Genomic DNA, 25,785 nt, shown 5'->3' with positions numbered 1-25,785 from the left:
ATGAAAGATAAAATATACTTCAAGACCAGTGAGGTTTCTGTCGCTCAGCTCGCCGACCATTGTGAACAGTCGATCTCACTTGACGATTATCGTTTTGCGGCTGGCGTTGAAAAAAATGTTGTTATTTACGACGCCAAGCAACTGATGAGCTCGATTGCTCATGATAAACAGGCTGTGTTAAGCGAGCTACATTCAATCATCTCAACCCAGGGGCCTGGGGTATTAGTTATCAAGCATGTTGTTAAACGCTCAACGAGTCTTATCCAACATAATCAACTTTTTGATCGTATTTTAACCCGAGAAGGCGAACAACAATCAGGTAGTGATCATTTCGCAGCAACCGGGGCGAATGGTCGCATTTGGAATGCGTTGCAAAAAACAGCCGAGCTTGAGCCTGACTTATTCATCGATTATTACAAAAACCCAGTCATTGGTTTGGTTGCCGAGGCTTGGCTTGGCCCGCACTGGCAAATGAGTTCGCAAATAAATATCGTACGACCCGGTGCTAAAGCGCAGCAACCACATCGTGATTACCACCTAGGGTTCCAAAACATGGAAACTTGTGTGCAATACCCCTGCTCGGTGCATAAAATGTCAACTCAATTAACCCTGCAAGGCGCCATTGCCCATAGTGATATGCCAATCGAGACTGGTCCTACGCAGTTACTGCCATTCTCACACCAGTATGAATTAGGTTACCTGGCATGGCGCGATCCCGCCATCGTCAGTTATTTTAATCAGCATCATGTGCAGCTACCGCTCAGTGCTGGCGATGCAATATTCTTTAATCCGGCGATGTTTCATGCTGCTGGACATAACCACACCAAAGATCAACACCGCACTGCAAATTTACTGCAAATATCATCGGCTTTTGGTAAAACAATGGAATCAATTGATAGAACAAAAATACTTAATGCTATCTACCCGAGCTTACGCGCCAGATATCGCGCTGCGACTTTAAGTGAGAGTGAGTTGGATGCTATTATTGCTTGTTCTGGCGACGGTTATTCGTTTCCAACCAATTTAGATCTCGACCCACCCAGTGGCGAGATGGCACCAGAAACAATGCAAGCGCTGACCCTGCGTGCTTTACAACAAGACTGGGGGGTCGCCAAATTTAAACAGGCACTCGCTGACAAATTCCACCAGCGTCAAGCCTAATACTTAAACGAAGACCAAGACCAAGACGAAGACGAAGACGAAGACCAAGCAAGACTAACAAATCAATAATAACCTAGCAAGGACTCAGAACATGGTTAATTCACTGACATTAAATGATAAACAATTTCAAGATCAATACTTTGTCGTCACAGGCAGCACCCAAGGCTTAGGCGCAACGGTGGCAAAAGCGTTGGCAGCACGTGGCGCAGCAGGTTTAATTATTTGCGGCAGGAACGTCCAACGTGGTGCTATGCGGGTAGCTGAATTAGCCGAGTTAGGTTGTGACGCTAAATTTATTGAAATTGATTTAGCCCAAGTAGATGATTGTCGCAAACTGATAGCCGCTGCCAAACACCATTTTGGCACCTTACATGGCCTCGTTAACTGCGCTGCGCAAACCGACCGTGGGGGAATTTTAGATACATCGCCCGAGCTCTTCGATTCAATGTTTGCAACCAATGTCAAAGCGCCATTTTTTTTAATGCAAGACAGCATTAAGTTAATGATTGCAACCGGTGTCCAAGGTTCTATTGTTAATATCGCTTCGATGTCAGGTCATGGCGGCCAGTCTTTCTTAACGCCGTATTCGGTATCAAAAGGAGCCGTTGCTACGCTGACTAAAAACGTTGCTTTTAGCACCGTACGAAATAAAATTCGGGTTAACGCGTTAAATATAGGTTGGATGGACACACCGCATGAGCACGAAATTCAAACACAGTATCATCACGCATCTGACGATTGGCTCACTGAAATAGAAGCTAAGCAACCTTTTAAGCGCCTGCTAAAGCCTGAAGAAGTTGCTCGAACCGTTTGCTTTTTATTGTCGAAAGAATCCGGCATGATGACAGGCGCTATCATCGATATGGACCAAGGTGTTAACGGCTGTGGCGATAATGAAACACCTCGTCCTGCGGATCCGCTAGCGCTCTAACTTTAAAGAAATGCTTGTTTATCTCTGATTGCTCATCACAGGTTGTTTATCAAAACATAGCGCGGCGTCATATATCTACTCGTCTGGGATACACATCAATAAGTCGGTGATCCCAACATCGACCCCAGCTTGGTAAAGCAAAGTAGATACCTGACCGCGGTGGTGGGTTTGATGATTAAAGAAATGCTGCAATAAATAGCCAAATTTTTTCTTAAACAACACACCGTTGGTATTACGATATACCAACGAACTTGTCAGAGCGAACTCAGTAAGCTCCGCGGTAAATTTTACAATCAGCTGATCCATTATTATTCGCTGGTGTGCCAAATCACTAAAGGTTGAATGCAAAGTAGCATCAAGTGATGTTGGCAGTTCAAGTGCGTTAACATAGTCCAACGATGGGAAATTGGCCTCATGATGAGCGAAACGTTTTAGCCAAATAATATCACCCACCAGCAAATGATTTAGCGTGCCAAGCACCGACCCAAAAAATGCGCCCCGCTGTTGCTTTATCTCGTCTTCACTTAACCTCGAAACGACCTCATAAATACTAATGTTCATTTTTTGATTATACGCGGCCATTAATTCAAAGTTTGATTTCATGTTATTAAGCTCTTTAGACCATATTAAAAGCGCTATTTAGCGCTAAATTATTTTGTTTAATCATTAACTAATGACCTCTCAGTAACTGAGTTAAATTAGGTTCATCGTCAGTACGTTTAATCCAGTTATACCTATACATCAGCCAACCAGCAATTAAACCACCGAACAAGCCACCTAAATGCGCGACATATGCAATGGCGGCTTCACTGTAAATAGCGCCGTATAGATCTTGAAGAAACCATAGCCCGATCAGCCAAAGTGCTTTAATACTAAATGCCTCGCCCCTTAACCAGATGATGGTCCAGCGGCAACGGATGGTCGATGTCGGAAACAAAAAAAGATAGATGCCGATCACACCGTTAACCGCACCACTAGCACCGATTACGGGGTTGCCATCAATAATTAAGTGCACAGCACCAGAAAATATAATCAGTAAAAAATAGATTGAGGGAAATGTCGCATTACCAACCCTAGAACAAATTGCATTACCAAACAGCAACAAATAATACATATTTCCTAATATATGAAACCAGTTGGCATGCATAAAGCCATGAGAGATTAAGCTGGTATTAAATCCATCCAAAACATAAGAATCTCTTAAACTAAACCCGGCATTAACCGCAATAAAAAACATAAAGGTTAAAGCAATAATCAGTAGATTCGACACAGGACGGATCTGATTTTCAATTTCAACCTTGTAAGGTATAAACACTTAACTTCCTTTGATAACCACTCTAAACCAACTTATCTGAATCAACCTAAATCAAGCTAAATCAAGCCATGAGTCGTTCTTAGTCGTCGCAATATTACGCTCTAGCAAAGAGTGCTAATACTCGATAATCACCATAAGGTTTATGAACCGTGCTGACCGAGTTAATTTTTATCTGACTAAAGCCTGCTTGCAAAGCTAAAGCTTCCAACTCACTGGGTTCAAAACCATAATGAAATACCCCAGTATCTTCAGTATGAAAGCTACCATCTTCGCTCGCTAGATCCGCAAGCGCAATAAAACCGCCACTATTGAGCATGGCTTTAAATTGCTTAAACAAGGCTGTTAAATCATCGACATGATGAAGTGTCATGGACGAAATAATGCCATCAAATTTTCGATCCAGTGTTGATTTAGTCAAATCCATTTCAATTATTTCAAGTTCACAGCCTAAAGCCGCTCGTTTTTTATTGAGCTGTTCGTTCATCGACGTTGAAATATCAATTGCACAGATACTACCGACCAAAGGTGCTATTTTTTCTAGTAGTAAACCAGTGCCAGAGCCAAAATCCATAATTTTCATATCCGTCGTAAACTTGATATTACTGATCATAAAGCTTGCAATATTCTCTACATTATTTACCCGCTGGCTCTCTTGTTCATAACTTTTAGCTTTGTGCTTGAAAAAATCTTTATTCATCACTACATCCTTGCATGAAAGTAATTAAGTCGGCGTTGATATTTTATTAACTTTACCTTGCGCCTGTAATATTTTTGCCAGGATCGAGAAAAAACATCTTTTTCCAGCCTTGGCTATCAGCGCTGGCCTGCCACAGGTAAGGAACCATAGTTACAATAGAATAGTGTAAATGTGACGGTTTTCCTTTGGCATTACCAGAGTCCCCCACGGTTCCGATTTTTTGATTGGACGATACCCATTCGAATTTATCAACATTTATCGAGTTTAAATGCGCGTAATAATGTAACCGCCATTTGGGCCCAAGCACTAAAATAACTTGACCTCCTTTAGTCAAATGCCCTTGATATAGCACAATGCCTGGGGTCGATGACACAAGTTCTGTGCCTTTAGTTGCAAAAATGTCGATGCCTTTATGTACCCCAGAGCTGCCCCAAGGTTCATACCAAAAAGAGTTTTGGTGCCAGTCGTTAAGTGTTGCGCCAGATACTGGATTCGTTCGGGTGTCTGGTATAAAAAAACCAGCAACAAGAACAAATCCAAAGACACAAAATAGCTTATAACGTAACTTCATATCAATTCCATAAAGTAGATCAATATTTTTAACGGTTAAACGGATCATAACGTCGTTACATCGGCCGAGCTGCTACGTTCAAACTGGCACAATCAACCTGTGCTCTAACCCTATTCACTCGGCCCATAATTATTCATTTTCACGGGAGCACACCTTGTTGGGTAACACGAAATAATCAACTTAAATTATGTCATTAATAAGCCAATGGGCCTTTAAAACCAATATTGAGTTCTGACTGCCTATATCTTAAGACTGGTACAGCCTAAACCCGACGTTAATTCGTTAACTGCTACTGTGTCGAGACCGGCGTTAGCCTTGTTAAACGCCTAACAAAGGTAAATTTTTAATGCTTTTGTACTTTAACGATAGCTCGATACAATGCCGGAGCTCTTTTTTAGGTATAGGTTCATTAACCCATAATACAATGGCGCGATTACCATCAAAGGTGAACACATCCCGGTATATCTCTCTAAAGGTGTCTACGAGTTTAGTTTTACAATTAAAATAAATGCAATATTGCAGTGGATACTTTGGGGTCCAGTCAACACGGACCGTGCTCCCACCTTTAACAAGATAACTTAGTTGGCCCCATTTCAGCGTTTCTTCTAGTTGACCTAAATTATTTTCGTGCACAATGTCGCGCACCAAAGCACGAATTTCACATAAAATAACGTTGATCAGATCAGGGTAACTATCAAGTTTCTCTTGTACTGCGTATTGCATTTATAGCAATCTCCGATTAAACACCACCATTTACTCTTGCACAATGTGAGACGTTACTTAATGCTTACTAGCGGTTCACATATTCGATGCTGGCGTATTCCTAAATATTTATCATCGACATTAGTCATGCAGCGCCATTTTATAAATGCACCATTTTTTGACGTTTTAGGCTGTAAGACCAGATACTTGTTAATACCAAGCTCATTAGACAGCGTCACTTTTATACCACCGCTGTCGGTCAACATTGCCCAATTAATATGATCATGTTCTGCTAAATCAAATGCCGCGATATCAAGATCTTGCTTGCTGGTAGGGAATTTGCCCATTATTTGGTAATAGGTCGATATTTGAGCTTTTACCGGGCCAATATTAGCAAGAACCCCAGCCAAACTGGCACGGATGTAATAATTTCGGTAACTAGCGACGGTAAGTTCTGATTGAGCAGCAGAAACTAAGTACACCTTGTTGTCACTGGACTCAGGAACAGCACCATTCATAAATTTTGAACTCAATACCGAAATAGTGACCCCGATAACAATGCCATAAATAATCGTTTTCTTACATAACATAAATAATCTCTTTTCGACGTAACATCAATGGCTTGTCATCATAAAACCCATCATACCAAGTACAAAGCCAAAAATAGCGCCCATCGGTGGCGCCCAGTGTTTTTCAAGTTTTACTTGCGGCGCTAAGTCTTGGAATATTGAATAAAGAATGCCCCCCGCCGCAAATAGCATAATGGCAGCAACAATAACGGGATAGTCAGACAACCAAAGGTAACCAGAGACAGCGGCCACAGGACCGAGCAGCGCCATTAAAGCAAACATAGTTATAATTTTTCGATGGCTAAATGTCCCCGACTCGTTTAACTCACGCGATGCACTAAAGCCTTCAGGTAAATTTTGTAATGCGATAAGACCAGCCAGTAAAAACGCATTATTACTGCCAGTTGCAAACGCCGCGCCTAATGCGATAGATTCAGGAATAAAATCAGATAACATGGCCGCCAGTTGACTTGCTGGTGTATTTATTTTGTAAAGTAAGATATCAAGCAACATAAAGCTAAATCCGCCACCTATAAACCACATAGCAGCAGATAAAGGTTCAAGATGGGCCATGCCTTCTGGTACCAACACCAGAGCGACAGCAGAAAGCAGTGCCCCACCGCCAAAAGCCATTACACTGTGCCTAAATTCTTGTTCAAGCCATTGCTGCTCAATTTTTTCAACACTAGCAACGGCGGCTCCAAGTGCCATAGCCAGCCCTGCTAATAACGAAGATACAACAACTGTAATTAACAAAGACATGACTATCCTGGTTGAATAAACTGCGCCCTTAGCCCCGATTTAGCCAAATTAGGTTAAAGATATGCAGCTAGTTAGAGCGTGAGTTGCTCAATAAACGTTGCTTCATCTCTAATCCCAACTCGATTGCCATCAGGATCACAAATATTGATCGTTGTTCCCCAGCTATTTCTGTTAATTTGTACTGAAATTCCAAGCGACTTGATTTTAGCTAACGCATCATCAATATTTGAAACGTTAAACCGGAATTTTGTCGCGCTTTGCTCGATCGATTTTTCATTTGGTTGTGCCACACCGCCGGTTTCGATCATTAAATATGAACCGAGAAAATCAAAACAGCTGAGTTTAAAATCACCATCGGTTTCTTGAAATAGCAGCTCGAGGTCAAACAACGTTTGATAAAATAATACGCATTGCTCATAATTTTTCGTGTTTAAAATAATTCCAGTTCGGCAAATATCCATTTTTTCACCATGAAACGTATCAATTGTTAACCAAGCTTACGCGAAGTGAGCCACACCTCAATACACACTAACGACTTTAAGATAGGCTCAAAAAATAATTATGATAATCGCCACTTTTTTTATAACCCAGTGAGTTATAAAGCGCTTGCGCATGATAGTTGTCTTCTGCTGTTTCAAGCGATATACCATTCGCATTGGTCTCTAACGCTAATTCTTTTGCAACTTTCATTAATCGTTGAGCCACACCGAGCTTTCTATGGTTTTCACACACATATAAATCATTTAACACCCAACTACGTTGGGCTGATACCGACGAAAATATCGGATAAAGTTGCGCAAACCCGATGTAATTATCATTATCGTCATGCGCAAAAAATATCACTGATTCATTATTGGTAATACGCTCAGATATAAAATGTATCGCTAAATCTACATTTTCGGCTTGTTTGTAAAAAATACGATATGAATTAAATAATTCAGCAACACCGGCAACATCATCAAGTGTTGCTCGTTTAACTAAAACGTTCATTGATACTCCTTGTAACCTAACGAAACTGTTGAATTTATAATTTCAACCTGATTAAGCTCCACCATAGGTCACAATTGTATTCTTTTCAATCGATTAATTCATCTTCGGTTATTATTTTAGTTTGTTGATTATTTCGGTTTGAAAGTAAAAATTGCTGTCATGGGATAATGTGATCTATTTCAGTGATTGTTTGGCGTAATAGATCTATTTTACAGACGTTATTGCTAATTGCTGCCTGCATGGGAAATTATCATATTAGCGGGGGTATTACGCTGCCTAGCGGCTTCGAGACAGCTTGGACCGAATCGCCAGATTAGCCCCAAATAACAACCCGACTTTTAAAGGGTTATTACTTGGGACTTGTATTCGGTGTTTAATAAAAAAATCGCAGCTATAAAGGCATAGGTTTGGAGTAAAAATAACCTTGAACGTATGGACACTCTAAGGAAATTAAGACTTGTTCAATTTCTTTTGTTTCGACACCTTCAGCGATAACATCTAAGTTCAAAGCCTTACCAAGAGCAACAATGGCGGTGCAAAGTGCCAGATCCTCACTCGATATTAATATATTTTGAATAATAGACTTATCTATTTTGATTGAGTTCATCGGGAATGCGCGCAAATAAGAAATAGAAGAATGACCAATACCAAAATCATCGACTGAAAACTTAAAGCCTTGGTCAGCCAATACGACTAATCTATTTATTGTGTCGGGCGACATAACTAACGGCTTTCGTTCAGTTAATTCAAAGGTTATTTTCTGGGCCAACTCTGGAATTTTTTGCGCATATTGCATCACCAATTCGATAAAATCATCAGAATTGAATTGATTTGCTGAAACATTAATAGAAATATTACGGTTGTTAATTCCTTGCTCAGCCCAAGAATTCAGCTGCCAGCATGCTTGTTTTAAAACCCAAGATCCTATTTTTAGAATTAAACTACTTTCTTCTGCTACTTCAATAAACTCTTCAGTATTGCGAAAGCCATTGTGGCTATCCGGCCACCTAAGTAGCGCTTCATAAGATACGATTTCGCCATTATTTAAAGCAACAATAGGCTGATAATGCAAGAGCAAATGGTCGTTATCGATAGCACTGTGCAACTCTAACCCTAATTGGTGTTTACGGATTGCTTCTTGGTGCAGCTGTTGATTATAAAAACTATAATTATTGCGACCATGAGCTTTTGCTTGATACATCGCCCTATCACTATGATCAATTAACTCATTAGCATTTTTGGTATCGGTAGGATAAATTGAAATACCAACACTGGTTGTGACTGACACGGCTTTGCTGTCAACTTGAATCGGAGTTTTAAAAACATCCATGATTTTTTCGACTAACATAACAAAGTCAGTGTCAGCATGAACATCTTTTAATAATAATGAAAACTCATCGCCACCCAATCTTGCCACGACATCTGAACTGCGGATACTGTGCTTTAACCGCCGTGCAATCTTGGTCAGTAGCTGATCGCCAGCTGGATGACCATAGTTATCATTAATGAATTTAAAATTATCTAAATCTAAAGTAACTAACGCAAATTTTTGTCCTGAACGTTCACTTTCTTGAATCGATTTAATCAATAGTTCATTAAAAAGGCTACGATTATACAAACCGGTCAAGCCATCAAAATGAGCTAGCTTTGCAAGTTTAGCTTCTAAATCTTTACTCTTTAATGAGTAGCGTAATGTCCTTTCTAAGAGATGAGGGGTTAACTCACTTTTGATTAAATAATCATCAGCACCTCTCTCCATTGCGTCGAGATCGGTTTGATAATCATCAACGCCAGACAACATAATAATCGGAGGGGCAGTCTCGTATTTGTCTTTTATCTCACAAATCAATTCTAAACCTAATTCGGCCCCTAATCGGTTATCCAAGAAATAAAAATCAAAATTATCATTTGCTATCTTTTTTTGAGCAGACTTAAAATCTTCTGCCCAATAAATAGCACCAATCTCACCGACGGCTTCTGTTAACAATTCCTGCAATAAGACGTAATCATCTTCATCGTCTTCAACAATCAGAACTTTAAATTTAGAATATTTATTCATTTTATTTTTTATTTTTTATTTTTTATTTTTTATTTTTATCGATAATGATGTTTACTTTACTCGAGGTAAAGACACTAAATTAAACCAATAATCAGTGACAGAGCTGATCATTTCGACTAAGCGATCGAAGGATACAGGTTTCATGATAAAAGAATTAACGCCCATATCATAAGTACGAGCAATGTCGGCTTCTGCTTTTGAAGTGGTTAACACAATGATTGGTATTGAGCGGAACTCTTTATGTTGTTTTATTTTACTTAAAACTTCACGGCCATCCATTACCGGCATATTCAAATCCAGCAAAATTAATCCAGGTAGCGGTTGGTCAACTAAATGACTAAATTTACCTTCCCGGTTTAAATACTGTAACAGCTCTTTACCATTGTTCGTAAAATCAATGGGGTTGCGTAAGCGAGCTTCTTCTAACGCATCACTAACCAACAATTGATCATCAGGATCATCGTCACACATGTGTATTCTTATCTGGGTTAAACCTTCACTCATTACTTTTCCTCAAATCTTTTGTTTTTCTTATGCTTCAAATAATAGAATAAAACATGCACCGTTATCGAGCTCTGACTCAACGTATATTATGCCATTGTGCATTTCTACTATTTTTTTACAGATAGCCAAGCCTATGCCTGTGCCTTGATATTGGCTACGACCATGTAACCGCTGAAATACTTCAAATATTTTCTCGGCATACTCTTGCTCGAAACCAATACCATTGTCTTGTACTTCAATTTTCCAATATTTAATCTTATCCTTTACTATTTGCTGACACGTGATGTTAATAATTGGAGCTTGGTCATCTTTAGTAAATTTAAGTCCATTGGTTAACAAGTTTAAAAATAGTTGATAAAGCTTATTACTTTCACCGGCGATAGTTGGTAATTGATCCATATGAATTTGAGCAGACGTTTCATTAATACTGACCTGTAAATCGCCAATGACATTCTTTAGCACTTTGTTAAGATCAGTATTTTTCAAGATATATTCGTCACTGCCAACCCTAGAGAATTTCAATAAGTCATCAATTAAACTGCGCATTCTGGTTGAGGAATTTTGCATTCGCGCAATATAATCAATCGCTTTTTCGTCATCAATCACTGAAACTCGTTTATGCAACCTGTCTCCAAACGCTTGAATCTTTCGAAGCGGCTCTTGCAAATCATGAGAAGCGATATAAGCAAACTTTTCTAATTCAGCATTCGATTGGGTCAATTTTTTGTTGGCTCGGTCCAATTCAAATGCTTTGCCGTTTAAGGTGTCATGAGCAAGTTTTAATTGTTCATGATGCTTTATTTGAGTTTTATAAGTCTGTATATAATCTAACACCAACCCTACTAAAGGGATTACATAAGCAATAATTTTTAAAAAGTGAGCAATATTAAAGTCACTATCAAACAAACGTTGTGAGCCAAAAGCCATGTGTAATTCCACCGCAACTTCGGGTAAGGCACTTAGCAATAATGCGGTGGCAAAAATACTAGGGTGGCGTTTTGCAAACAACGGATAAATAACTAAGCCAGCAAAGAGAAAGAGAATCAACGGTACAATGTCATATGGACGGCGAATGATTGAATCTGGAAATTGAGTTTGCGGTAAGTTCGAGCTAGTCGCTGCAAAATGAATGAGTAAATAACCAATCAAAGCAAAGACCAAACTGGTAATAATTATAAATTTAAATCCATTATTTTGATTTGTCTTTCGCCCCGATAGGAATAACCCGACGCCAGCAATCATAATAACCGCGTTAAAAACCCGAGACAGCGCCCAGGTAAATGGAATTAAATCTTTATTTTCTGCAACAGCGCTGATTAATCTAGTGGCAGCCAAAGTGTGAAATGCGTCCATCGCGCCGGCGCAAAACAACGCAACCCCGATCACTGGAGTTGTTATATCATTGGTGATGGAATAATGGCAAAAAGCCAATAATACTACAAAAATAGCGGCGCTAAATGCAGTCCATTCGAGTAATGCATGCGTAAACCCCCCTGATAAATGATAAAACATATCATCAGTTGTCATCGGGGAAGTTATAGGGTTATGAGGTATGTCATGTACGTGAGTGGCATTACCAAAATCACCACCAAACAGCTGCAAAATAAAAGGCAATATACAAATTATTACTACACCGATCACAATAAAACTGGGAAGTCGATGTTCTTCTTCAATATAAAAATGTTTAAGCATATAAAAATTTTTTAAGTATTATTCGTTACATTGTATTACACAACAGCACACGGTGGTGACAAAAAAATCACAAATTTCTAAATTTTAGTTATTTAATTTCGAATAGTTAACATTTCTTCGGTTGTGGTATCAGAACAGCATTTACTTTATTACGGCTTTGCTCAATAAATTTGAAGCATTACAGTTGATTGAACTGCTCAAGCCATTCACTAAAAGAGTTAGACACTTTTGTTATAGTGCAAAGGTTTTGGTTAAAAAACCATACAGGGGCATCTATTTGCTTACTTTCACAATCACTATGCTTGAAACAAAACATATTGCCTTTACAGTCAGACGCAAACAAAATATGTCCTTTTGGCATGCCTGTCTTTTCATACAACTGTGATAGTGAAAATATATCGTCTAAACTCAAAAAATCTTGAACTTCAGAAATATCAACGCCTAAGTCACAGATTTTAGTTAAAACATTTGGGCTATGAACCAAACCATAGCTAGATATTAAATACTTATATGAATCGGGTAAAAAAACCTTCAATTTTGATTCTAGCTCTGAAATATCATTACTATCTATCGGGACCATAGCGCTTTTACTGCCCCAGTTTGTTACAAATAGATCAATACTATTCATTTGAAAATACTCCAATAAAGCTAACGTCTTGCAAGCGGTAAAAAATTAGGTCGCTAATATTAGCGAGGTACCAGTAAAAGCCAACTGTTTTTTACCAAATTTGTCATTTAAAACTCTGGAATTTAAACCCGACTATCAATATTAAGCAGAAATAATTAGCGATAAAATGACGAAAAAAGTATTTTTATCTTGTTAGGCCAGAGCTATATACCTAACTCCGGCCTAACAAATGTCTAACAACTCAATTGCTCGATGTTTTTCAGTACTGTATTTAAATTTCATCAGCTATTCGAGTTGTGATGAGTGGCATCACATAGGGTCAATTAAATTATGATTAATGTGCCATTTATAATAAGCTAGCGCTGTCTTGCTATTCGGGCTTAATCTGGGCCGTTTCGCCGCACATTTTAACCAACTATTCCTTAGCCGTTTATTACGGCATGATATTTCTTCTAGGTACCTATTATGAATTTAGATAAATCGACCAAACGCATAGCAAAGAGAGTTAAGAATGGATTTCAGGGTTACCCTCAAATTACCATCACCTATTTGGGTCAGTCAGAGAGCAGTGCATCAGAAGTCGTTGTTGGTTTCATCATAGAAAAAGGAGCACAAGCTCAAGAGGAGCGATTTTTCAGCAAAGGAGATGCGCGCAAAGATGAAACGATTCAAACCACATTAGTAAAAATAATTGAGCGAGCAGATGCCAAAACTGTGGTCGAACATACAGATATTTCAATTATAAAATAATTTCTGAACATCACACAGCGATAATCCCGTTTTCATTGTCTGGTTTCACTTTTCAACGACACCCTAAGGTTAGTGCAACGAGCGTTAACCTTAGGGTGTTTGTCTAACTAGTTGGTCTGATACCAATCCCATTGACTCTGTTTTACTAAAGTGTTGCCATTTGAACAGCACGTTGCCGTAAATCCATCTCTACTTCGGCGGACTTCCTCATGCCGCTGGCATTAGGGTTATACCTACGTTCGAGGCTCTGGCGCAGCATCTAGGCAATAGCTCCTCGGTAACCGCTCCTGCGTTACTCTAATTACGCCCGTCCATGGCCTAAATGCATTGCCCTAATATCTTACATCCATGTAAGAACATACTGCACAAGCTTGCTTTATCAAACACCAACACTTTCAATGTATTACGAAGCTAGCTACATTTAAGGTGAACAGAGCCAATCCCATTAATTAGGTGATCACCTGTGCTTGATAAAACCCTTTAATCCTGTGTTGCTCTCATTCCTAATAGGTATGAATTACTGCCCAGAGAACACGTTAATATCTCAGACTAAATTCACCCACACATTTGCTCCATAACCAACGAACTCCTCGTAGTCGATAAATTTCCTGCCATTGCTGTATTTTTGTTATTTCAAAAACTAGACTTGTAGATATCTTGAGCGAATTTGCTTTAAATATTCTCGTGCACCAAGGTTAACAAGATTTGATCGTCGCAAGGTAACTTGTAATTTTTCGATAAACTTAAAGAGGAATAACAATGAAAAATATTTCTATATTAATTGCAGGACTATTATTAACCCTGTCAGCCCACGCGACAGAAGTGTCAGATGTTGAGATTGCTATTGGTATTGGTATTGGTATTGGTATTGGTAAGTATTATGAGTCAGTAAAGGTATACGATACTGTTAGCATGTCCAACTTAATGCATCCGCAGGCGCTTAAAAAATTCAGAACTACCATCACAAACGCTTTAATGGGTAATAAAAAAGAACTTGCGAAGCGAGAGTTACTACCGCTTTTTTCGGTTCGAAATTTATCTCAATATAACATGCTGACCGATAAGGCAGCATACAAACGACTTAATGATGTAATTGCTAAAGCTCAGCCAAAAACCCTTACCTTGATGAAGTCGTCACAGTTTGAAATTGTTAATGTTGCACACAAAAATGACCTTGCGTACGTCAGTTATACTCTCACGATGAATATTAATGGTCTGTCTGCTAGTAAGGATATTGTACAACGGTTAAAGTTACATGATGGCAACTGGTTGTTATTGTTACCGCCAGACGGTGAAGCGGCCATTGCTGGGATTAAAGCTCGATTCGAGTAACCTTGTAATAAAATTATATTAGCCCCCAGCTTCCCGTCGCAGACGCGTAATGTCATCGACGGGTTTTACTATACTACTGGTAGCATACTCATAACGTTATTGTTTTGACTGTGCCACATAGGTATAAACTATTTGATGTTAGGGTAAACCCAGACCGAACTATTAAGTGTATTTGCACGATACAATTAGCTTAAAAATTAATAGCCGAGCCTGGTGAAGTTAAAATTTAAAACGAGAAATATTATCATCCATTTCACTTGCTGTATCACTTACTCGGGTTGTTTCTAAACCTAAGGTTGCTACTTTTTCGATATCCCCCTCAACCGTACCCCTTAGTACCTCGGCGTTGGCTGCGATGGTTTCAGTGGTCATCGCTTGTTGTTCAATCGCAGCAGCGACACTAATTGATACGGCACTCGCTTGTTCAACTAAACTCGATGCTTGAGCTATTTTTTGCTGCGCCATATCGGCACTTTCAATAACTGACTGAACCGTTTCAATGCTATTGGTCATTGAATCGGTTGTTAGTTTAGAATAATTTTGTAAAAGTGATAATGTGCCACCGATTTTATCAGTACTTTCTTTCGTTCTATTTGCTAATGCCCGCACTTCGTCGGCAACCACAGCAAAGCCCCTGCCTTGTTCTCCTGCTCTGGCAGCTTCAATCGCAGCATTTAAAGCTAATAAATTTGTTTGGTCTGCAATGCTCGTAATTTCGGTTAATACATTTGAAATTGCATCGGTTGAGTTAGCAAGTTCGGTAACATGAGCGCTGGTATTTTCCAGTGCCAAGGTCAAATTGTTATTTTGTTCGTTTATTTTAACAATATAGTCATTAGTCTCTTGAGTGTAATTGTTCGCTTCTTGCATTTTATCGCTTAATTGATTCGTTTCTTGCGCGATAGATGCAACGGTTACTGCCATTTGCTCTGCCGCGGTAGCTATTTCTGCTGTTTTCTCTTGACGCTGAAACGATGACTGTTCCAATTCAACTTTTGTGGCCATCAAATTATTGGAATTGATGTTAAGTTCCTCAACTTGCTCTTTTACTCGATAAATAACGCGATATAAAAGATCTAACAGTTCGTTAAATGACAGTAAGGTGCTGTTATTATTTGCGACGGTTTTAATGCTCAAATCAATGGCATTAGCATCTGACGCCAATTCTTTAGCTACCCGCGATAACTCATCACCAACCTTAGATTCATCCGCCATTTTTTTTGCCATAAAGCCAGCGATTAGTGATTCAGCAATGGCATAAATTCCATGAATTATCACCATCGAGAATGCGAGTCGATCTGGTTCAAAGATAAAAACGCCAACGCCATTAACTTGCAAGAAATAAAATGAGACATGATGCACAGCAACCACCACAATTGCGGTAATAAAAACTTTCCAGTCTTGGTAAATAATTAAACAAGCCATCAAAATGAAAATTTCAAAGTGCATCTCAACCATGCCGTTTGCTTGGTGAATATGCAACGCAGAAAATAGCATGGTTGAAAGTGCCGATATGTGCTTGGTCAGCGTCGCAGTTGGCGCTACTCGATAAAAATAAAGTGGGATAAGTAATGCAGGTAAGCCAATGACAAAAGCCGATAAAAATGAATCGAAATAGAAACCTAGAAATAAGCTTTCGATAAATAACGCCGTAAAAAGATAAGTAAATAGTTTATTGGTTTTGTTCATAATTTTTATACTCATTTATCCAATGATTTTGATTATAGATAACTATTGGATAAACGAGATTAATATCGAACAAGTTTTTACGGTTAAATTAAAAGACAGCTAGCGTACAAGCACCCTAGGCCCCTTACCTAAGGCCTCCGACCTAAAGCCTCCAACCTAAAAACCCAGCCTAATTAACAATTAGGCGATGGTTAGCACACGAAAAATACCAACATTAGCTAGTTTCACTTTCCGTAACCCGCGATTTGTTTACAGTTCCTCTATCTTTGACTGGACCCTCGTCGCGACGACAGCGGATATACTTGTTAATATCTACGGTGTCTATCTGAGCTTCGTCCATATACTTATTGGCATAGCTAAGATAAATTCCGCTGGTCAGCAATAATTCAAACACATCGATATCAAGATGCTGGTCGAGTGCCATTTTATGAAGTATATCGACTGCGACACTAACAGGTTTTGCTTTTTTGTAGGGACGGTCTGCCGCTGTCAGCGCTTCGAATATATCGGCTACCACCATGACCCTTTCTGGGATCGAAAGATCTTTTGCGCTCAACTTACGCGGATAACCAGTACCAATTAATGTCTCATGATGAGTAGATGCATAACGTGGAACATTTGACAGCTCAGGTGGTAATGGCAGCGCCTCTAGCATTTTAATCGTGCTAATAGTGTGTTCATTGATAATATAGCGATCTTCAGGGGTTAACGTGCCACGACCAATCGATAGATTATATAATTCGCCATGATTGCTCTCATTGGGTGGTATATCCATTTTGATCCCAAATTTAGGCTCAAATGTCATTGAACCGTTGCGCGGTGTAACATGTTCGAGTTTGTCAGCCAATAAATACTCAGTCGCAGGTAACTCAATTTTTTGTGCTCTTCGCGCCGTATCTTCAACCGGTGATAAACCCAAACCATCATCAAAATTACGCTGCCAAGTAGTATTGGCCAATGAGTTTAGTTGTTCAATATGTTTACTGTCCATAAATTCACCGCCAATATTGGCTTGGGCAATAAACGCAAAATCCTGTTGCAGTTTTTGTCGTACAGCATCCAGCTCAGTCGCATCGCTAGGTTCATTATCTGGCGAGGCTATTTTTTTATTCAAGTAGTCTATTTCAGCATCGCGCCACAATACTTCAAATCGCATCCGTATTTCGTGGATCCGGTTGTAAATTACTTCTAATTTAGTGCCTTTATCGACAATGTGTACCGGTGTGGTTATCTTGCCACAATCATGTAACCAACTGGCAATGTTAAACTCGCGAAGCTCACTCTCATTTTTAAACGAAAAGTTTTCAAATGGTCCATGCTTACTATTGGATGCTTCTTTCGCTAGTGCCATAGCTATTTCGGGCACACGGGCACAATGACCAGCGGTGTAATGAGATTTATCATCAATGGCCTGACTAATAATTTTAATAAATGACTCGAGCAACTCGGCTTGTTCTTTTTCGTGTTGCTGAATCGACTTACTCATTTCAATCATCGACTGCGACAGCTCTTCTAGCTCAATAATATTGCTTTCGATCGGTGTTACTTGGTCATAGTGTCTTTGTTTAATCAATTTATTTTGTAGTGATAACTTGCGGATCGGATTAACAATTGGTGAAACAAACATCCAAGAAAGCAATAACATCACCAATAAACAAATACCAGTGATGGTCATTGACCATTGAATTTGGGTCAAACTTTTCCCTAACACCCGAGAAATTGGGACAACAACGGTAAACATTTCCCCATTGGCTAATTCTTTCACATAGACAAAATGTGGTATTCCTGCAATTTCATGATGAGATATTTTATTGAAATTTTCAGGTAAATTAACTAAGTCTATTAATAATTTATAGGGTACAACGCCTTGTGATTTATTAATAATTCGTTTATTTGATCTCACGCCCCACTTTTGAGCTAGCTGGGCTTTTAACTGCGGCTTAATTGATTCGATTGCTTGATTGATAAGCTCTAATAAGGGTATGTTTTTGCTAGCCATATGCAAAGAACCCGCTATTTCAAACGGTGAAAAGTCTAGACTCGGGTGAAACTTTACATCATCAATAAATAACTGTTTAGCGGTATGACTTAATACTACTTTACTGTCAATGCCAGCATCGACTTTCCCTGTTTGAACCGCGTTAAAAACATCTTTTAATAATGGATATTCTATCAATTGGATCTTAGGGTAGTTTTGACGAATTGAGCTGATAATCACGTTACCAGTACTAATGCCCAGCCGTTTACCATTGAGTTGCCCAACCTTTGAAATTTCGGGTTGTCCATGTGAAGTGATGACAGCAAAGGGTAAATTGATAAAAGAGCCCGATAGATTGCCAAGACCTAGTTTAGCTGCACTGCCGGAAACTGATGGTAATAGATCTATTTTATCGTTGCGATAAAGTTCGAGTAACTGTGGCCAAGATTTTCCATTAATATAATCAAAAGACAAGCCTGTTTTTTCCGCGATTATCGCCAAAATATCCATGGTATAACCTTGGGGTTCACCAGAGGCCATAAAATCAATCGGTAACCAATCGTTAAAATTAGCGGTTCTTACTGTCTTTAGTGAGGCAACTAACGCCTGTTGTTGTTCTGTTAAGGTTAATGGCTTTACCTCGGTCAGAATATCCTCAAATGGGTTAGATTGATTGCTCGCAATGATTTCACCCGATCTTTGGTACAGATAGATTTCGCCTTCTCCATCAATTTTTCGTTGTTGCAAGCGTAATGACAGTGATGAAAGTGCTATATCTACAGCTAGCACGTGATGAGTTCCGGGGATAATCTTAGAATATGTTTGCCCAGGTGCTTTTATACTTTTAAACATATAGGGTAAGGTTTTGTGTATATCATTAGCTTTAGCGTCGATATACCAAGAGCGTGAAGTCGCCAAATAAGAGCTAACTTCTGCCGTCGATTTTCGCAAAACAAAGTCGTTATCGTAATAATAAACTCTTCTAATACGTTGCCCCGATTCAATCGATATCGTTGCTACACACCAACGGTCGCTTGGTAATGCTTTTAAAGTCCGCCGAACTTCCAAGCTGGTTTCTAGATTGATTAATTGATAGAGATCGTCATTTTCAAAACCAATAAAAGCTGAATAAAAACTAGGGGTGTTTTGCATCGTTTGAGCAAATAACAATTGCGTTTGTGCGCCCACTGAGTCACCGTCGACAATATTAGGGTAACTGGCTAAGGTGTTGGTCGATGAAGTCGCTTGTTGATCGATTCGCTCAAGATATGTGGCAGTTTGAGAAGCGGTAGCATCGAATGATGCGTAAGCTGATTCGGTCGCAATGCCCTTACTAAAATAATATTGGAGCCCGATCGCGACACAAGCAATCAGAACATTTGCAAATATAAACGCACCTAAGACGGTCAATCGTATCGATGTTTGATATTTGTTATTTCCTACTTTAATCCGCATAAGATTCCCTTCTTTACGCTTCAATAACTAACTACCTTGTCATACTAACAACGACTTAAATATAATTCACTATAAATTAATCAGTTGAATATAAGATATTTAATTTCCGCCTCATATTAGATAAGTTACTCTACTTTTCGCAATTATCACTTAATACCGCTGTTTAACCTTAATAATACCTATAATAGCGGTTTAAAAGTTTGCTTAAATAGCCGTTACTTGAATATTAATTGATACATAATAAATATTAAAAAGACCGAGACCATAAATAATAGTCCCCAAAGTAAGAATCTAAGCCATATGATAGCGACGATACCCCACCCTGATTACTCGACCGAAAGTGTTAACCAAACATATGCTACTCCTATAGTCACCTTTCGAAATAAACGTTTCTGGCGATTATTAAACCGAGTATATTTCAGCGCAAAATTCGCTGTTCGACTATGATGACTAAAGCACAATTAGCAATATAGGAGTGCAATATGAAAACAATGACCTGCAAGCAGCTAGGTGGCGCGTGTAACAAAGAGTTTCAAGCCAACTCTTTTGACGAAATAGCACAGTAAAGCAAGCAGCATGGCAGAGAAATGTTCCAAAAACAGGATCAGGTTCATCTTGATGAAATGGCTAAAATGGAACTGTTAATGCAAAACCCAGCAGCGATGGAGCAATGGTATCAAGACAAAAAAAATCAATTTGAATCATTGCCTGAAGACTAAACGGATAGTTAGCGGATAGTATTAGGATAGTATTCGGATAGTTACGACATGCCGGACGTTGACATAAAATAGCAACATCGTGCGATGCCCCTGCGATGAAAAACTATGATACCAACTTGGTTATGATGTCCCGCTCGCGCAACTAGCACCATCGCTAATATCGCCGCGCGTAACGAACTCACTTTGACTTGTCTAATAAATAACCAAATAGTTGGTGTGATGTCACTGTTCATCTTTGGTTACCTGCCAAGCTTACAAAAAGTATGCACATGCAAGAAACTTGAAATGACGACTTGTTTATAGCCCGAATAAACTCCCCAACATTATCAAAGTATCGGCTTTGTAAAAGCTTCCTATCGATATGCGCTAAAGCTTAACTCTTAGTTCGAGCTTAGGTTTAGGCTCAAATGCCGGCACTAGCTCAGCAAGGTAGTTTTACCCATTCCATTACATAGAACAGTATTTTTCACGGTAAAAAAAATAATAGCAGTATGTAACCTTTAGGGCGTTACTCGGTGCATTTACACCTAAGGCTTTAGTCTAATTCGCGTCAAATAAAACTAACGATTAGCAAATAAATCAGGTAATCTCACAGGTTATATTAGTCATCTTTAGGAAGTACAAGCGTAATGAAAAAAGTAGGTCTGGTTGGTTGGCGCGGCATGGTCGGCTCAGTATTAATGCAAAGAATGCAACAAGAGAATGATTTTAACAATATTGAACCGGTTTTTTTTAGTACCTCGCAAACGGGGCAAGCAGGTCCGGATATTGGAAAACCAGTCACGACCCTACAAGATGCCCACGACATTTCAGCCTTAGCGCAACAAGACATTATTATCAGCTGTCAAGGTGGTGATTATACCAAGGCTGTCTATGACAAATTACGCGATAGTGGCTGGCAAGGTTATTGGATCGATGCCGCATCATCGTTACGCATGGCTGATGACAGTATCATTGTCCTAGATCCTGTTAACTTAGATGCCATCGAGCAAGGCATTAAAGATGGCGTAAAAACCTATGTCGGCGGTAACTGTACTGTATCATTAATGTTAATGGCACTTGGTGGTCTGTTCGCTAACGATTTAGTTGAATGGGCTAGCCCAATGACTTATCAAGCAGCGTCTGGCGGCGGTGCTCGACATATGCGTGAATTGCTAAACCAAATGGGTGAAATACGCGACGTAGTAAGTGATGAACTTGCATCGCCATCTTCAGCTATTTTAGACATTGACCGTAAAGTCTCTGAGTTTATGCGCAGTGGTGAAGTGTCTGTTGATCAATTTGGGGTACCGCTAGCGGGCAGCCTTATTCCGTGGATTGACTCACCATTACCATCGGGCCAAACTCGCGAAGAGTGGAAAGCGCAAGCCGAAGCCAATAAAATTCTCGGTACTCAAAGCGCGCCAGTGCCAATCGATGGTTTATGTGTTCGCATTGGCTCAATGCGTTGTCACAGCCAGGCCATTACGATTAAGCTTAAGCAAGACTTACCGGTTGCAGAAATTGAAGCTATTTTGGCTAAGCATAACCCTTGGGTTAAAGTTATTGCCAATGAGCGCGGCGTCAGCGAACAAGAACTCACACCTGCCAAAGTCACTGGTACCTTAAGTGTGCCGGTTGGGCGAATCCGTAAACTGAATATGGGGCCTGAATACATCAGCGCCTTTACCGTTGGCGATCAGTTATTATGGGGCGCAGCTGAACCATTGCGCAGAATGTTAAATATTTTGCTAAAAGATTAATACCCTACTGGCGCTAAGTGCTCATCGTTGTTACTTAGCGCCAATATCCTGATAAATCCAGCTTAAAAATACCTATCTAGCCCTTCTTTCCTGCTTTGCCCTCTTTCGGTGCGCAAAAATAAAACGATCAGTCGTTAACGGTAATTTTCTTACTGCAAACGAATATATTTGTTTGATAAACTCTATCTATAAATTTGAATAACTCAATGCAATATTGTTATGGTTATGTTAAATATTTGGCCGCGAGGTTAAGTTTTTAACATGCCGAACAATCTTGAACAAACCTTGGGTTAAATTATCACCAACAGGAAAAGAAATCACAATGAGTTCCACTAGAGGTATGTTCAATTCCCGCTTAGGTTTTATTTTAGCGGCGGCCGGTTCAGCGGTCGGTTTAGGCAATATTTGGGGGTTTCCAACCCAAGCAGCACAAAATGGCGGCGCCGCCTTTGTCCTAATGTATTTAGTATTAGCGTTTTGCTTAGCTTATCCCGCTTTTATGGCTGAATTATTAATTGGCCGTTATGGTCAAGCTAATGCGGTTACATCATTAACAAAAATGTCAAATACTCCAGCCCAAGCTAAATTCGCTTTTGTGGTTGGTTTTTCCGGCATCTTGTGTGCTGGTCTGCTAATGAGTTTCTATTCTATCGTTGCTGGTTGGATGATAGCGTATACCGCTGAGCCCGTTGCTTCAGCTGTAGGCGCAACATCAGTCGCGACCTGGTTAACGAGCCACGCAGTGCCACGTAACATTATCTTTACCGCTATTTTTAGTGCTTTAACCATTTTAATTATTCGCCAAGGCGTGGCCGATGGTATCGAAAAGTGGTCTAAACGCTTAATGCCGGCATTGGTGGTATTGCTCGTATCATTAACGGCTTATGTTATGACCTTGGAAGGCGCAATGCAGGGCGTTAAAGCGTATTTAATTCCTGACTTTTCACAATTGTTTGATACTCAACTTATCGTTAGCGCCTTAGGCCAAGCCTTCTTTTCGCTGTCACTCGGTACAGGCGTAATCATCATATATGGCTCTTATGTTAGCCGTAATGAAAACATTGTCACTTTAGGTGCCTACGTTACCTTAATCGATGTCTTTATTGCATTTTTAGCCGGTTTATTAATTATTCCAGCGATGTATGTCGCTCAAGCGCAAGGTGTTGAGATATTTGCCACTGATGGTTCTCTGCTTTCTGGCGACACCTTGGTATTTACCGTGTTGCCAAGCCTGTTTGACAGCATGGGCACAGTTGGTTACTTCGTCGCTTTTGCATTCTTTTGCTTAATGTCGATTGCCGCACTAACCTCATCAATTTCGATGCTTGAAGCACCGGTTTCATACTGTGTTGAGCGTTTTGGCATGGAGCGTAAACTAGCGACAGTGTTAACTGGCACTGCAATTTTTGTTATCAGCTTAGTGATCATCTTTAATTTTGGTGAATTATTTGGTTTAGTCATTGCTATTACGACCAAGTACGGCCAACCAATTATTGGCATGTTATGCTGTATCTTTGTTGGTTGGATTTGGCATCGTTCTTCTATCTTAGCCGAGCTAAAACAAGGTAATGAACAGGTAGAACATTCGCTATTTTGGAAAATTTGGCCTTGGTATACTAAAGTAGTTTGTCCGTTAGCAATCGGCGCGGTCTTTGCTGCTTCGTTCTAACAACACATTTCTTAATGAACAATAACGGCGCTGATTTATTCAAGCGCCGTTATTTTATTACCCCTTTCAGCCCTTTACTCCCTCAGATTAATTACACCTAGCCACCAAACGAATCACCTCAACTTTAATGCCAACCCACGACCTATTACGATCAATTACCCCAATTCTTTATACTTTTTTATTAATAAACACATCAGAATCAGCTAAATAAATACTCGACATTTGTATAAAAAATTATCAATATAAGATTTAGTTTGATTATTATTAATACGTTTAATACATTTGTTTGAATGTTACGAGGGATAATTATGTTAGTTGGAGTACCATTAGAGACCCTAAGTGGTGAAACACGGGTCGCCGCCACACCAAAAACAGTGGCACAATTAATCAAACTTGGTTTTGATGTCGCAATAGAAACCAACGCGGGTACAAAATCAAATTTTACAGACCAAGCGTATATCGACGCTGGTGCATCGATTGTTTTTAGTCAAGATAAAGCCTTTGACAGTGACATTATCTTAAAGGTCAATGCCCCAACCGACGGCAGTGACAATACGATTAATGAAGTCGAGTTGCTCAAAGCCAATGCCACGCTAATCAGTTTTATTTGGCCAGCCCAAAATGAAGCGTTATTAGCCAAACTGGCCGAGCGCAACATCAATGTCATGGCAATGGACAGTGTGCCGCGCATGTCACGTTCACAGTCACTTGACGCGTTAAGTTCAATGGCCAATATCGGCGGTTATCGCGCCGTCGTAGAGGCAGCGCATCAATTTGGCCGTTTCTTTACCGGTCAAATTACCGCGGCAGGCAAAGTGCCCCCCGCCAAAGTACTGGTGATTGGTGCGGGTGTCGCAGGCCTGTCAGCCATTGGCGCAGCAGGCAGTCTTGGCGCGATAGTCCGCGCCTTTGATACCCGGCCCGAGGTTAAAGAACAAATCAATTCAATGGGCGCAGAATTTTTAGAACTTGAATTTGATGAAGAGTCTGGTTCAGGTGATGGTTATGCCAAGGTGATGAGCAAAGAGTTTATCGACGCTGAAATGGCACTGTTTGCCGAGCAAGCAAAAGATGTCGATATTATTATTACCACCGCGCTTATTCCCGGTCGCCCTGCCCCTAAACTTATCACCAAAGAAATGGTTGATTCGATGAAACCTGGCAGTGTGATTGTTGATCTCGCGGCGGCCAATGGCGGTAATTGTGAATATTGTGTCTCTGGTGAAGTTTTTACCACTGAGAATAATGTCGCCGTTATTGGTTACACCGATTTACCCGGCCGTTTACCTGCACAATCGTCACAACTGTACAGTACCAACTTGCTCAACCTGCTTAAATTACTAACTCCAGAGAAAGACGGCGAAATTACCATCGATTTTGACGACGTCGTTGTGCGTGGTATTACAGTGGTAAAAGCCGGTGAAATTACTTGGCCAGCGCCACCGATCCAGGTCAGTGCTGCGCCAACTCAAAGCGCGACCCCAGAACTTGCCGAATTACCAGCTAAAAAAGAAATGTCAAAAACGCTCAAATATGGCTTGGTAGCGGCGGGTCTGGCTGGTTTTGCTGCCATCGCTAATTATGCCCCAGCAGAGTTTTTGTCTCATTTCACGGTGTTTGTCTTAACCTGTGTGATTGGTTATTACGTGGTTTGGAATGTTAGCCACTCTCTGCACACTCCTCTAATGAGTGTTACGAATGCTATCTCTGGCATTATTATTGTTGGCGCTTTAGTTCAGGTCTCTAGTGACAGTATTTTGGTGACGGTGTTGGCTCTTTTTGCCACATTAATCGCCACAATTAATGTCGTGGGTGGTTTTGCGGTAACCAAACGTATGTTAAAAATGTTTCAAAGATAAGGATAATTATA

At 39.9% G+C, this 25,785-nt stretch carries 23 protein-coding genes and 1 pseudogene; 8 read left to right on the top strand and 16 right to left on the bottom strand.

What is annotated here, in order from left to right; translation table 11 throughout:
- Positions 1 to 1,161: a phytanoyl-CoA dioxygenase family protein gene (locus tag HRU23_00180; GenBank protein ID NRA52546.1), complete on the top strand. Its 1,161-nt coding sequence runs from the start codon at positions 1 to 3 to the stop codon at positions 1,159 to 1,161.
- 91 nt (positions 1,162 to 1,252) lie between these two features.
- The gene (locus HRU23_00175) at positions 1,253 to 2,092 is read left to right on the top strand and encodes an SDR family oxidoreductase (protein NRA52545.1); all 840 of its coding nucleotides are present in this window, start codon (positions 1,253 to 1,255) and stop codon (positions 2,090 to 2,092) included.
- A 75-nt stretch (positions 2,093 to 2,167) separates the two neighbouring features.
- Here the strand turns inward: HRU23_00175 and HRU23_00170 are convergent, their stop codons facing one another.
- The 13 genes from HRU23_00170 to HRU23_00110 form a co-directional block, all read right to left on the bottom strand.
- Positions 2,168 to 2,695 (bottom strand): DinB family protein, encoded by a 528-nt coding sequence (locus tag HRU23_00170; GenBank protein ID NRA52544.1) that lies wholly within the window; start codon positions 2,693 to 2,695, stop codon positions 2,168 to 2,170.
- Positions 2,696 to 2,762: 67 nt separating this feature from the next.
- Positions 2,763 to 3,407, bottom strand: a complete 645-nt coding sequence (locus HRU23_00165) for a rhomboid family intramembrane serine protease (protein ID NRA52543.1) — start codon at positions 3,405 to 3,407, stop codon at positions 2,763 to 2,765.
- Between the two features lie 94 nt (positions 3,408 to 3,501).
- Positions 3,502 to 4,104, bottom strand: coding sequence for a class I SAM-dependent methyltransferase (locus HRU23_00160; GenBank protein ID NRA52542.1), 603 nt, complete (start codon positions 4,102 to 4,104; stop codon positions 3,502 to 3,504).
- Positions 4,105 to 4,156: 52 nt separating this feature from the next.
- Positions 4,157 to 4,675: a M23 family metallopeptidase gene (locus HRU23_00155; GenBank protein ID NRA52541.1), complete on the bottom strand. Its 519-nt coding sequence runs from the start codon at positions 4,673 to 4,675 to the stop codon at positions 4,157 to 4,159.
- A 318-nt stretch (positions 4,676 to 4,993) separates the two neighbouring features.
- Entirely contained in the window at positions 4,994 to 5,398 is a 405-nt protein-coding gene (locus HRU23_00150) for a DUF1801 domain-containing protein (GenBank protein ID NRA52540.1), read from the bottom strand.
- A gap of 53 nt (positions 5,399 to 5,451) precedes the next feature.
- The gene (locus HRU23_00145) at positions 5,452 to 5,967 is read right to left on the bottom strand and encodes a pilin (protein NRA52539.1); all 516 of its coding nucleotides are present in this window, start codon (positions 5,965 to 5,967) and stop codon (positions 5,452 to 5,454) included.
- A 24-nt stretch (positions 5,968 to 5,991) separates the two neighbouring features.
- The gene (locus tag HRU23_00140) at positions 5,992 to 6,708 is read right to left on the bottom strand and encodes a divalent cation transporter (GenBank protein NRA52538.1); all 717 of its coding nucleotides are present in this window, start codon (positions 6,706 to 6,708) and stop codon (positions 5,992 to 5,994) included.
- Positions 6,709 to 6,779: 71 nt separating this feature from the next.
- Positions 6,780 to 7,169: a VOC family protein gene (locus HRU23_00135; GenBank protein NRA52537.1), complete on the bottom strand. Its 390-nt coding sequence runs from the start codon at positions 7,167 to 7,169 to the stop codon at positions 6,780 to 6,782.
- 76 nt (positions 7,170 to 7,245) lie between these two features.
- Complete coding sequence (locus tag HRU23_00130; protein NRA52536.1) at positions 7,246 to 7,698, bottom strand: GNAT family N-acetyltransferase; 453 nt, start codon at positions 7,696 to 7,698, stop codon at positions 7,246 to 7,248.
- Between the two features lie 391 nt (positions 7,699 to 8,089).
- Complete coding sequence (locus HRU23_00125; protein ID NRA52535.1) at positions 8,090 to 9,757, bottom strand: EAL domain-containing protein; 1,668 nt, start codon at positions 9,755 to 9,757, stop codon at positions 8,090 to 8,092.
- 51 nt (positions 9,758 to 9,808) lie between these two features.
- Positions 9,809 to 10,261, bottom strand: coding sequence for a response regulator (locus tag HRU23_00120; GenBank protein NRA52534.1), 453 nt, complete (start codon positions 10,259 to 10,261; stop codon positions 9,809 to 9,811).
- Between the two features lie 27 nt (positions 10,262 to 10,288).
- The gene (locus HRU23_00115; protein NRA52533.1) at positions 10,289 to 11,953 is read right to left on the bottom strand and encodes a hypothetical protein; all 1,665 of its coding nucleotides are present in this window, start codon (positions 11,951 to 11,953) and stop codon (positions 10,289 to 10,291) included.
- Between the two features lie 178 nt (positions 11,954 to 12,131).
- Entirely contained in the window at positions 12,132 to 12,581 is a 450-nt protein-coding gene (locus HRU23_00110) for an SMI1/KNR4 family protein (GenBank protein NRA52532.1), read from the bottom strand.
- A 465-nt stretch (positions 12,582 to 13,046) separates the two neighbouring features.
- Between HRU23_00110 and HRU23_00105 the strand changes: the two genes are divergently transcribed.
- Both HRU23_00105 and HRU23_00100 read left to right on the top strand, forming a co-directional pair.
- Positions 13,047 to 13,331 (top strand): hypothetical protein, encoded by a 285-nt coding sequence (locus HRU23_00105; GenBank protein ID NRA52531.1) that lies wholly within the window; start codon positions 13,047 to 13,049, stop codon positions 13,329 to 13,331.
- A 759-nt stretch (positions 13,332 to 14,090) separates the two neighbouring features.
- Entirely contained in the window at positions 14,091 to 14,663 is a 573-nt protein-coding gene (locus tag HRU23_00100; GenBank protein NRA52530.1) for a hypothetical protein, read from the top strand.
- Between the two features lie 219 nt (positions 14,664 to 14,882).
- Here HRU23_00100 and HRU23_00095 read toward each other — a convergent pair whose 3' ends face one another.
- Both HRU23_00095 and HRU23_00090 read right to left on the bottom strand, forming a co-directional pair.
- Positions 14,883 to 16,352, bottom strand: coding sequence for a methyl-accepting chemotaxis protein (locus tag HRU23_00095; GenBank protein ID NRA52529.1), 1,470 nt, complete (start codon positions 16,350 to 16,352; stop codon positions 14,883 to 14,885).
- Between the two features lie 214 nt (positions 16,353 to 16,566).
- The gene (locus HRU23_00090; protein NRA52528.1) at positions 16,567 to 19,785 is read right to left on the bottom strand and encodes a transporter substrate-binding domain-containing protein; all 3,219 of its coding nucleotides are present in this window, start codon (positions 19,783 to 19,785) and stop codon (positions 16,567 to 16,569) included.
- Between the two features lie 482 nt (positions 19,786 to 20,267).
- Here HRU23_00090 and HRU23_00085 point away from each other — a divergent pair.
- Positions 20,268 to 20,504 (top strand): annotated as a pseudogene (locus HRU23_00085) (DUF1059 domain-containing protein).
- Between the two features lie 41 nt (positions 20,505 to 20,545).
- Here HRU23_00085 and HRU23_00080 read toward each other — a convergent pair.
- On the bottom strand, positions 20,546 to 20,737 hold the full coding sequence (locus HRU23_00080; GenBank protein ID NRA52527.1) for a hypothetical protein: 192 nt from the start codon (positions 20,735 to 20,737) through the stop codon (positions 20,546 to 20,548).
- 396 nt (positions 20,738 to 21,133) lie between these two features.
- Between HRU23_00080 and asd the strand changes: the two genes are divergently transcribed.
- The 3 genes from asd (at position 21,134) to HRU23_00065 (ending at position 25,774) form a co-directional block, all read left to right on the top strand.
- Positions 21,134 to 22,246 (top strand): aspartate-semialdehyde dehydrogenase, encoded by a 1,113-nt coding sequence (gene asd / locus HRU23_00075; protein ID NRA52526.1) that lies wholly within the window; start codon positions 21,134 to 21,136, stop codon positions 22,244 to 22,246.
- Positions 22,247 to 22,568: 322 nt separating this feature from the next.
- On the top strand, positions 22,569 to 23,915 hold the full coding sequence (locus HRU23_00070) for a sodium-dependent transporter (GenBank protein NRA52525.1): 1,347 nt from the start codon (positions 22,569 to 22,571) through the stop codon (positions 23,913 to 23,915).
- A 308-nt stretch (positions 23,916 to 24,223) separates the two neighbouring features.
- Positions 24,224 to 25,774, top strand: a complete 1,551-nt coding sequence (locus HRU23_00065; protein ID NRA52524.1) for a Re/Si-specific NAD(P)(+) transhydrogenase subunit alpha — start codon at positions 24,224 to 24,226, stop codon at positions 25,772 to 25,774.
- The last annotated feature ends 11 nt before the right edge of the window (positions 25,775 to 25,785 follow it).

The organism is Gammaproteobacteria bacterium, assembly GCA_013214945.1.
Classification (GTDB): domain Bacteria; phylum Pseudomonadota; class Gammaproteobacteria; order Enterobacterales; family Psychrobiaceae; genus Psychrobium.
Note: the sequence above shows the minus strand (reverse complement) of the source record. Positions and strands in the feature narration are given on the sequence as shown.

What these genes read in the sequence shown, in the direction of transcription:
- HRU23_00180 (NRA52546.1), top strand. Translation starts at nt 1, where the DNA reads ATGAAAGATAAAATATACTTCAAGACCAGTGAGGTTTCTGTCGCTCAG.
- HRU23_00175 (NRA52545.1), top strand. Translation starts at nt 1,253, where the DNA reads ATGGTTAATTCACTGACATTAAATGATAAACAATTTCAAGATCAATAC.
- HRU23_00170 (NRA52544.1), bottom strand. Translation starts at nt 2,695, where the DNA reads ATGAAATCAAACTTTGAATTAATGGCCGCGTATAATCAAAAAATGAAC.
- HRU23_00160 (NRA52542.1), bottom strand. Translation starts at nt 4,104, where the DNA reads ATGAATAAAGATTTTTTCAAGCACAAAGCTAAAAGTTATGAACAAGAG.
- HRU23_00155 (NRA52541.1), bottom strand. Translation starts at nt 4,675, where the DNA reads ATGAAGTTACGTTATAAGCTATTTTGTGTCTTTGGATTTGTTCTTGTT.
- HRU23_00150 (NRA52540.1), bottom strand. Translation starts at nt 5,398, where the DNA reads ATGCAATACGCAGTACAAGAGAAACTTGATAGTTACCCTGATCTGATC.
- HRU23_00145 (NRA52539.1), bottom strand. Translation starts at nt 5,967, where the DNA reads ATGTTATGTAAGAAAACGATTATTTATGGCATTGTTATCGGGGTCACT.
- HRU23_00140 (NRA52538.1), bottom strand. Translation starts at nt 6,708, where the DNA reads ATGTCTTTGTTAATTACAGTTGTTGTATCTTCGTTATTAGCAGGGCTG.
- HRU23_00135 (NRA52537.1), bottom strand. Translation starts at nt 7,169, where the DNA reads ATGGATATTTGCCGAACTGGAATTATTTTAAACACGAAAAATTATGAG.
- HRU23_00130 (NRA52536.1), bottom strand. Translation starts at nt 7,698, where the DNA reads ATGAACGTTTTAGTTAAACGAGCAACACTTGATGATGTTGCCGGTGTT.
- HRU23_00125 (NRA52535.1), bottom strand. Translation starts at nt 9,757, where the DNA reads ATGAATAAATATTCTAAATTTAAAGTTCTGATTGTTGAAGACGATGAA.
- HRU23_00120 (NRA52534.1), bottom strand. Translation starts at nt 10,261, where the DNA reads ATGAGTGAAGGTTTAACCCAGATAAGAATACACATGTGTGACGATGAT.
- HRU23_00115 (NRA52533.1), bottom strand. Translation starts at nt 11,953, where the DNA reads ATGCTTAAACATTTTTATATTGAAGAAGAACATCGACTTCCCAGTTTT.
- HRU23_00110 (NRA52532.1), bottom strand. Translation starts at nt 12,581, where the DNA reads ATGAATAGTATTGATCTATTTGTAACAAACTGGGGCAGTAAAAGCGCT.
- HRU23_00105 (NRA52531.1), top strand. Translation starts at nt 13,047, where the DNA reads ATGAATTTAGATAAATCGACCAAACGCATAGCAAAGAGAGTTAAGAAT.
- HRU23_00100 (NRA52530.1), top strand. Translation starts at nt 14,091, where the DNA reads ATGAAAAATATTTCTATATTAATTGCAGGACTATTATTAACCCTGTCA.
- HRU23_00095 (NRA52529.1), bottom strand. Translation starts at nt 16,352, where the DNA reads ATGAACAAAACCAATAAACTATTTACTTATCTTTTTACGGCGTTATTT.
- HRU23_00090 (NRA52528.1), bottom strand. Translation starts at nt 19,785, where the DNA reads ATGCGGATTAAAGTAGGAAATAACAAATATCAAACATCGATACGATTG.
- HRU23_00080 (NRA52527.1), bottom strand. Translation starts at nt 20,737, where the DNA reads ATGAACAGTGACATCACACCAACTATTTGGTTATTTATTAGACAAGTC.
- asd (NRA52526.1), top strand. Translation starts at nt 21,134, where the DNA reads ATGAAAAAAGTAGGTCTGGTTGGTTGGCGCGGCATGGTCGGCTCAGTA.
- HRU23_00070 (NRA52525.1), top strand. Translation starts at nt 22,569, where the DNA reads ATGAGTTCCACTAGAGGTATGTTCAATTCCCGCTTAGGTTTTATTTTA.
- HRU23_00065 (NRA52524.1), top strand. Translation starts at nt 24,224, where the DNA reads ATGTTAGTTGGAGTACCATTAGAGACCCTAAGTGGTGAAACACGGGTC.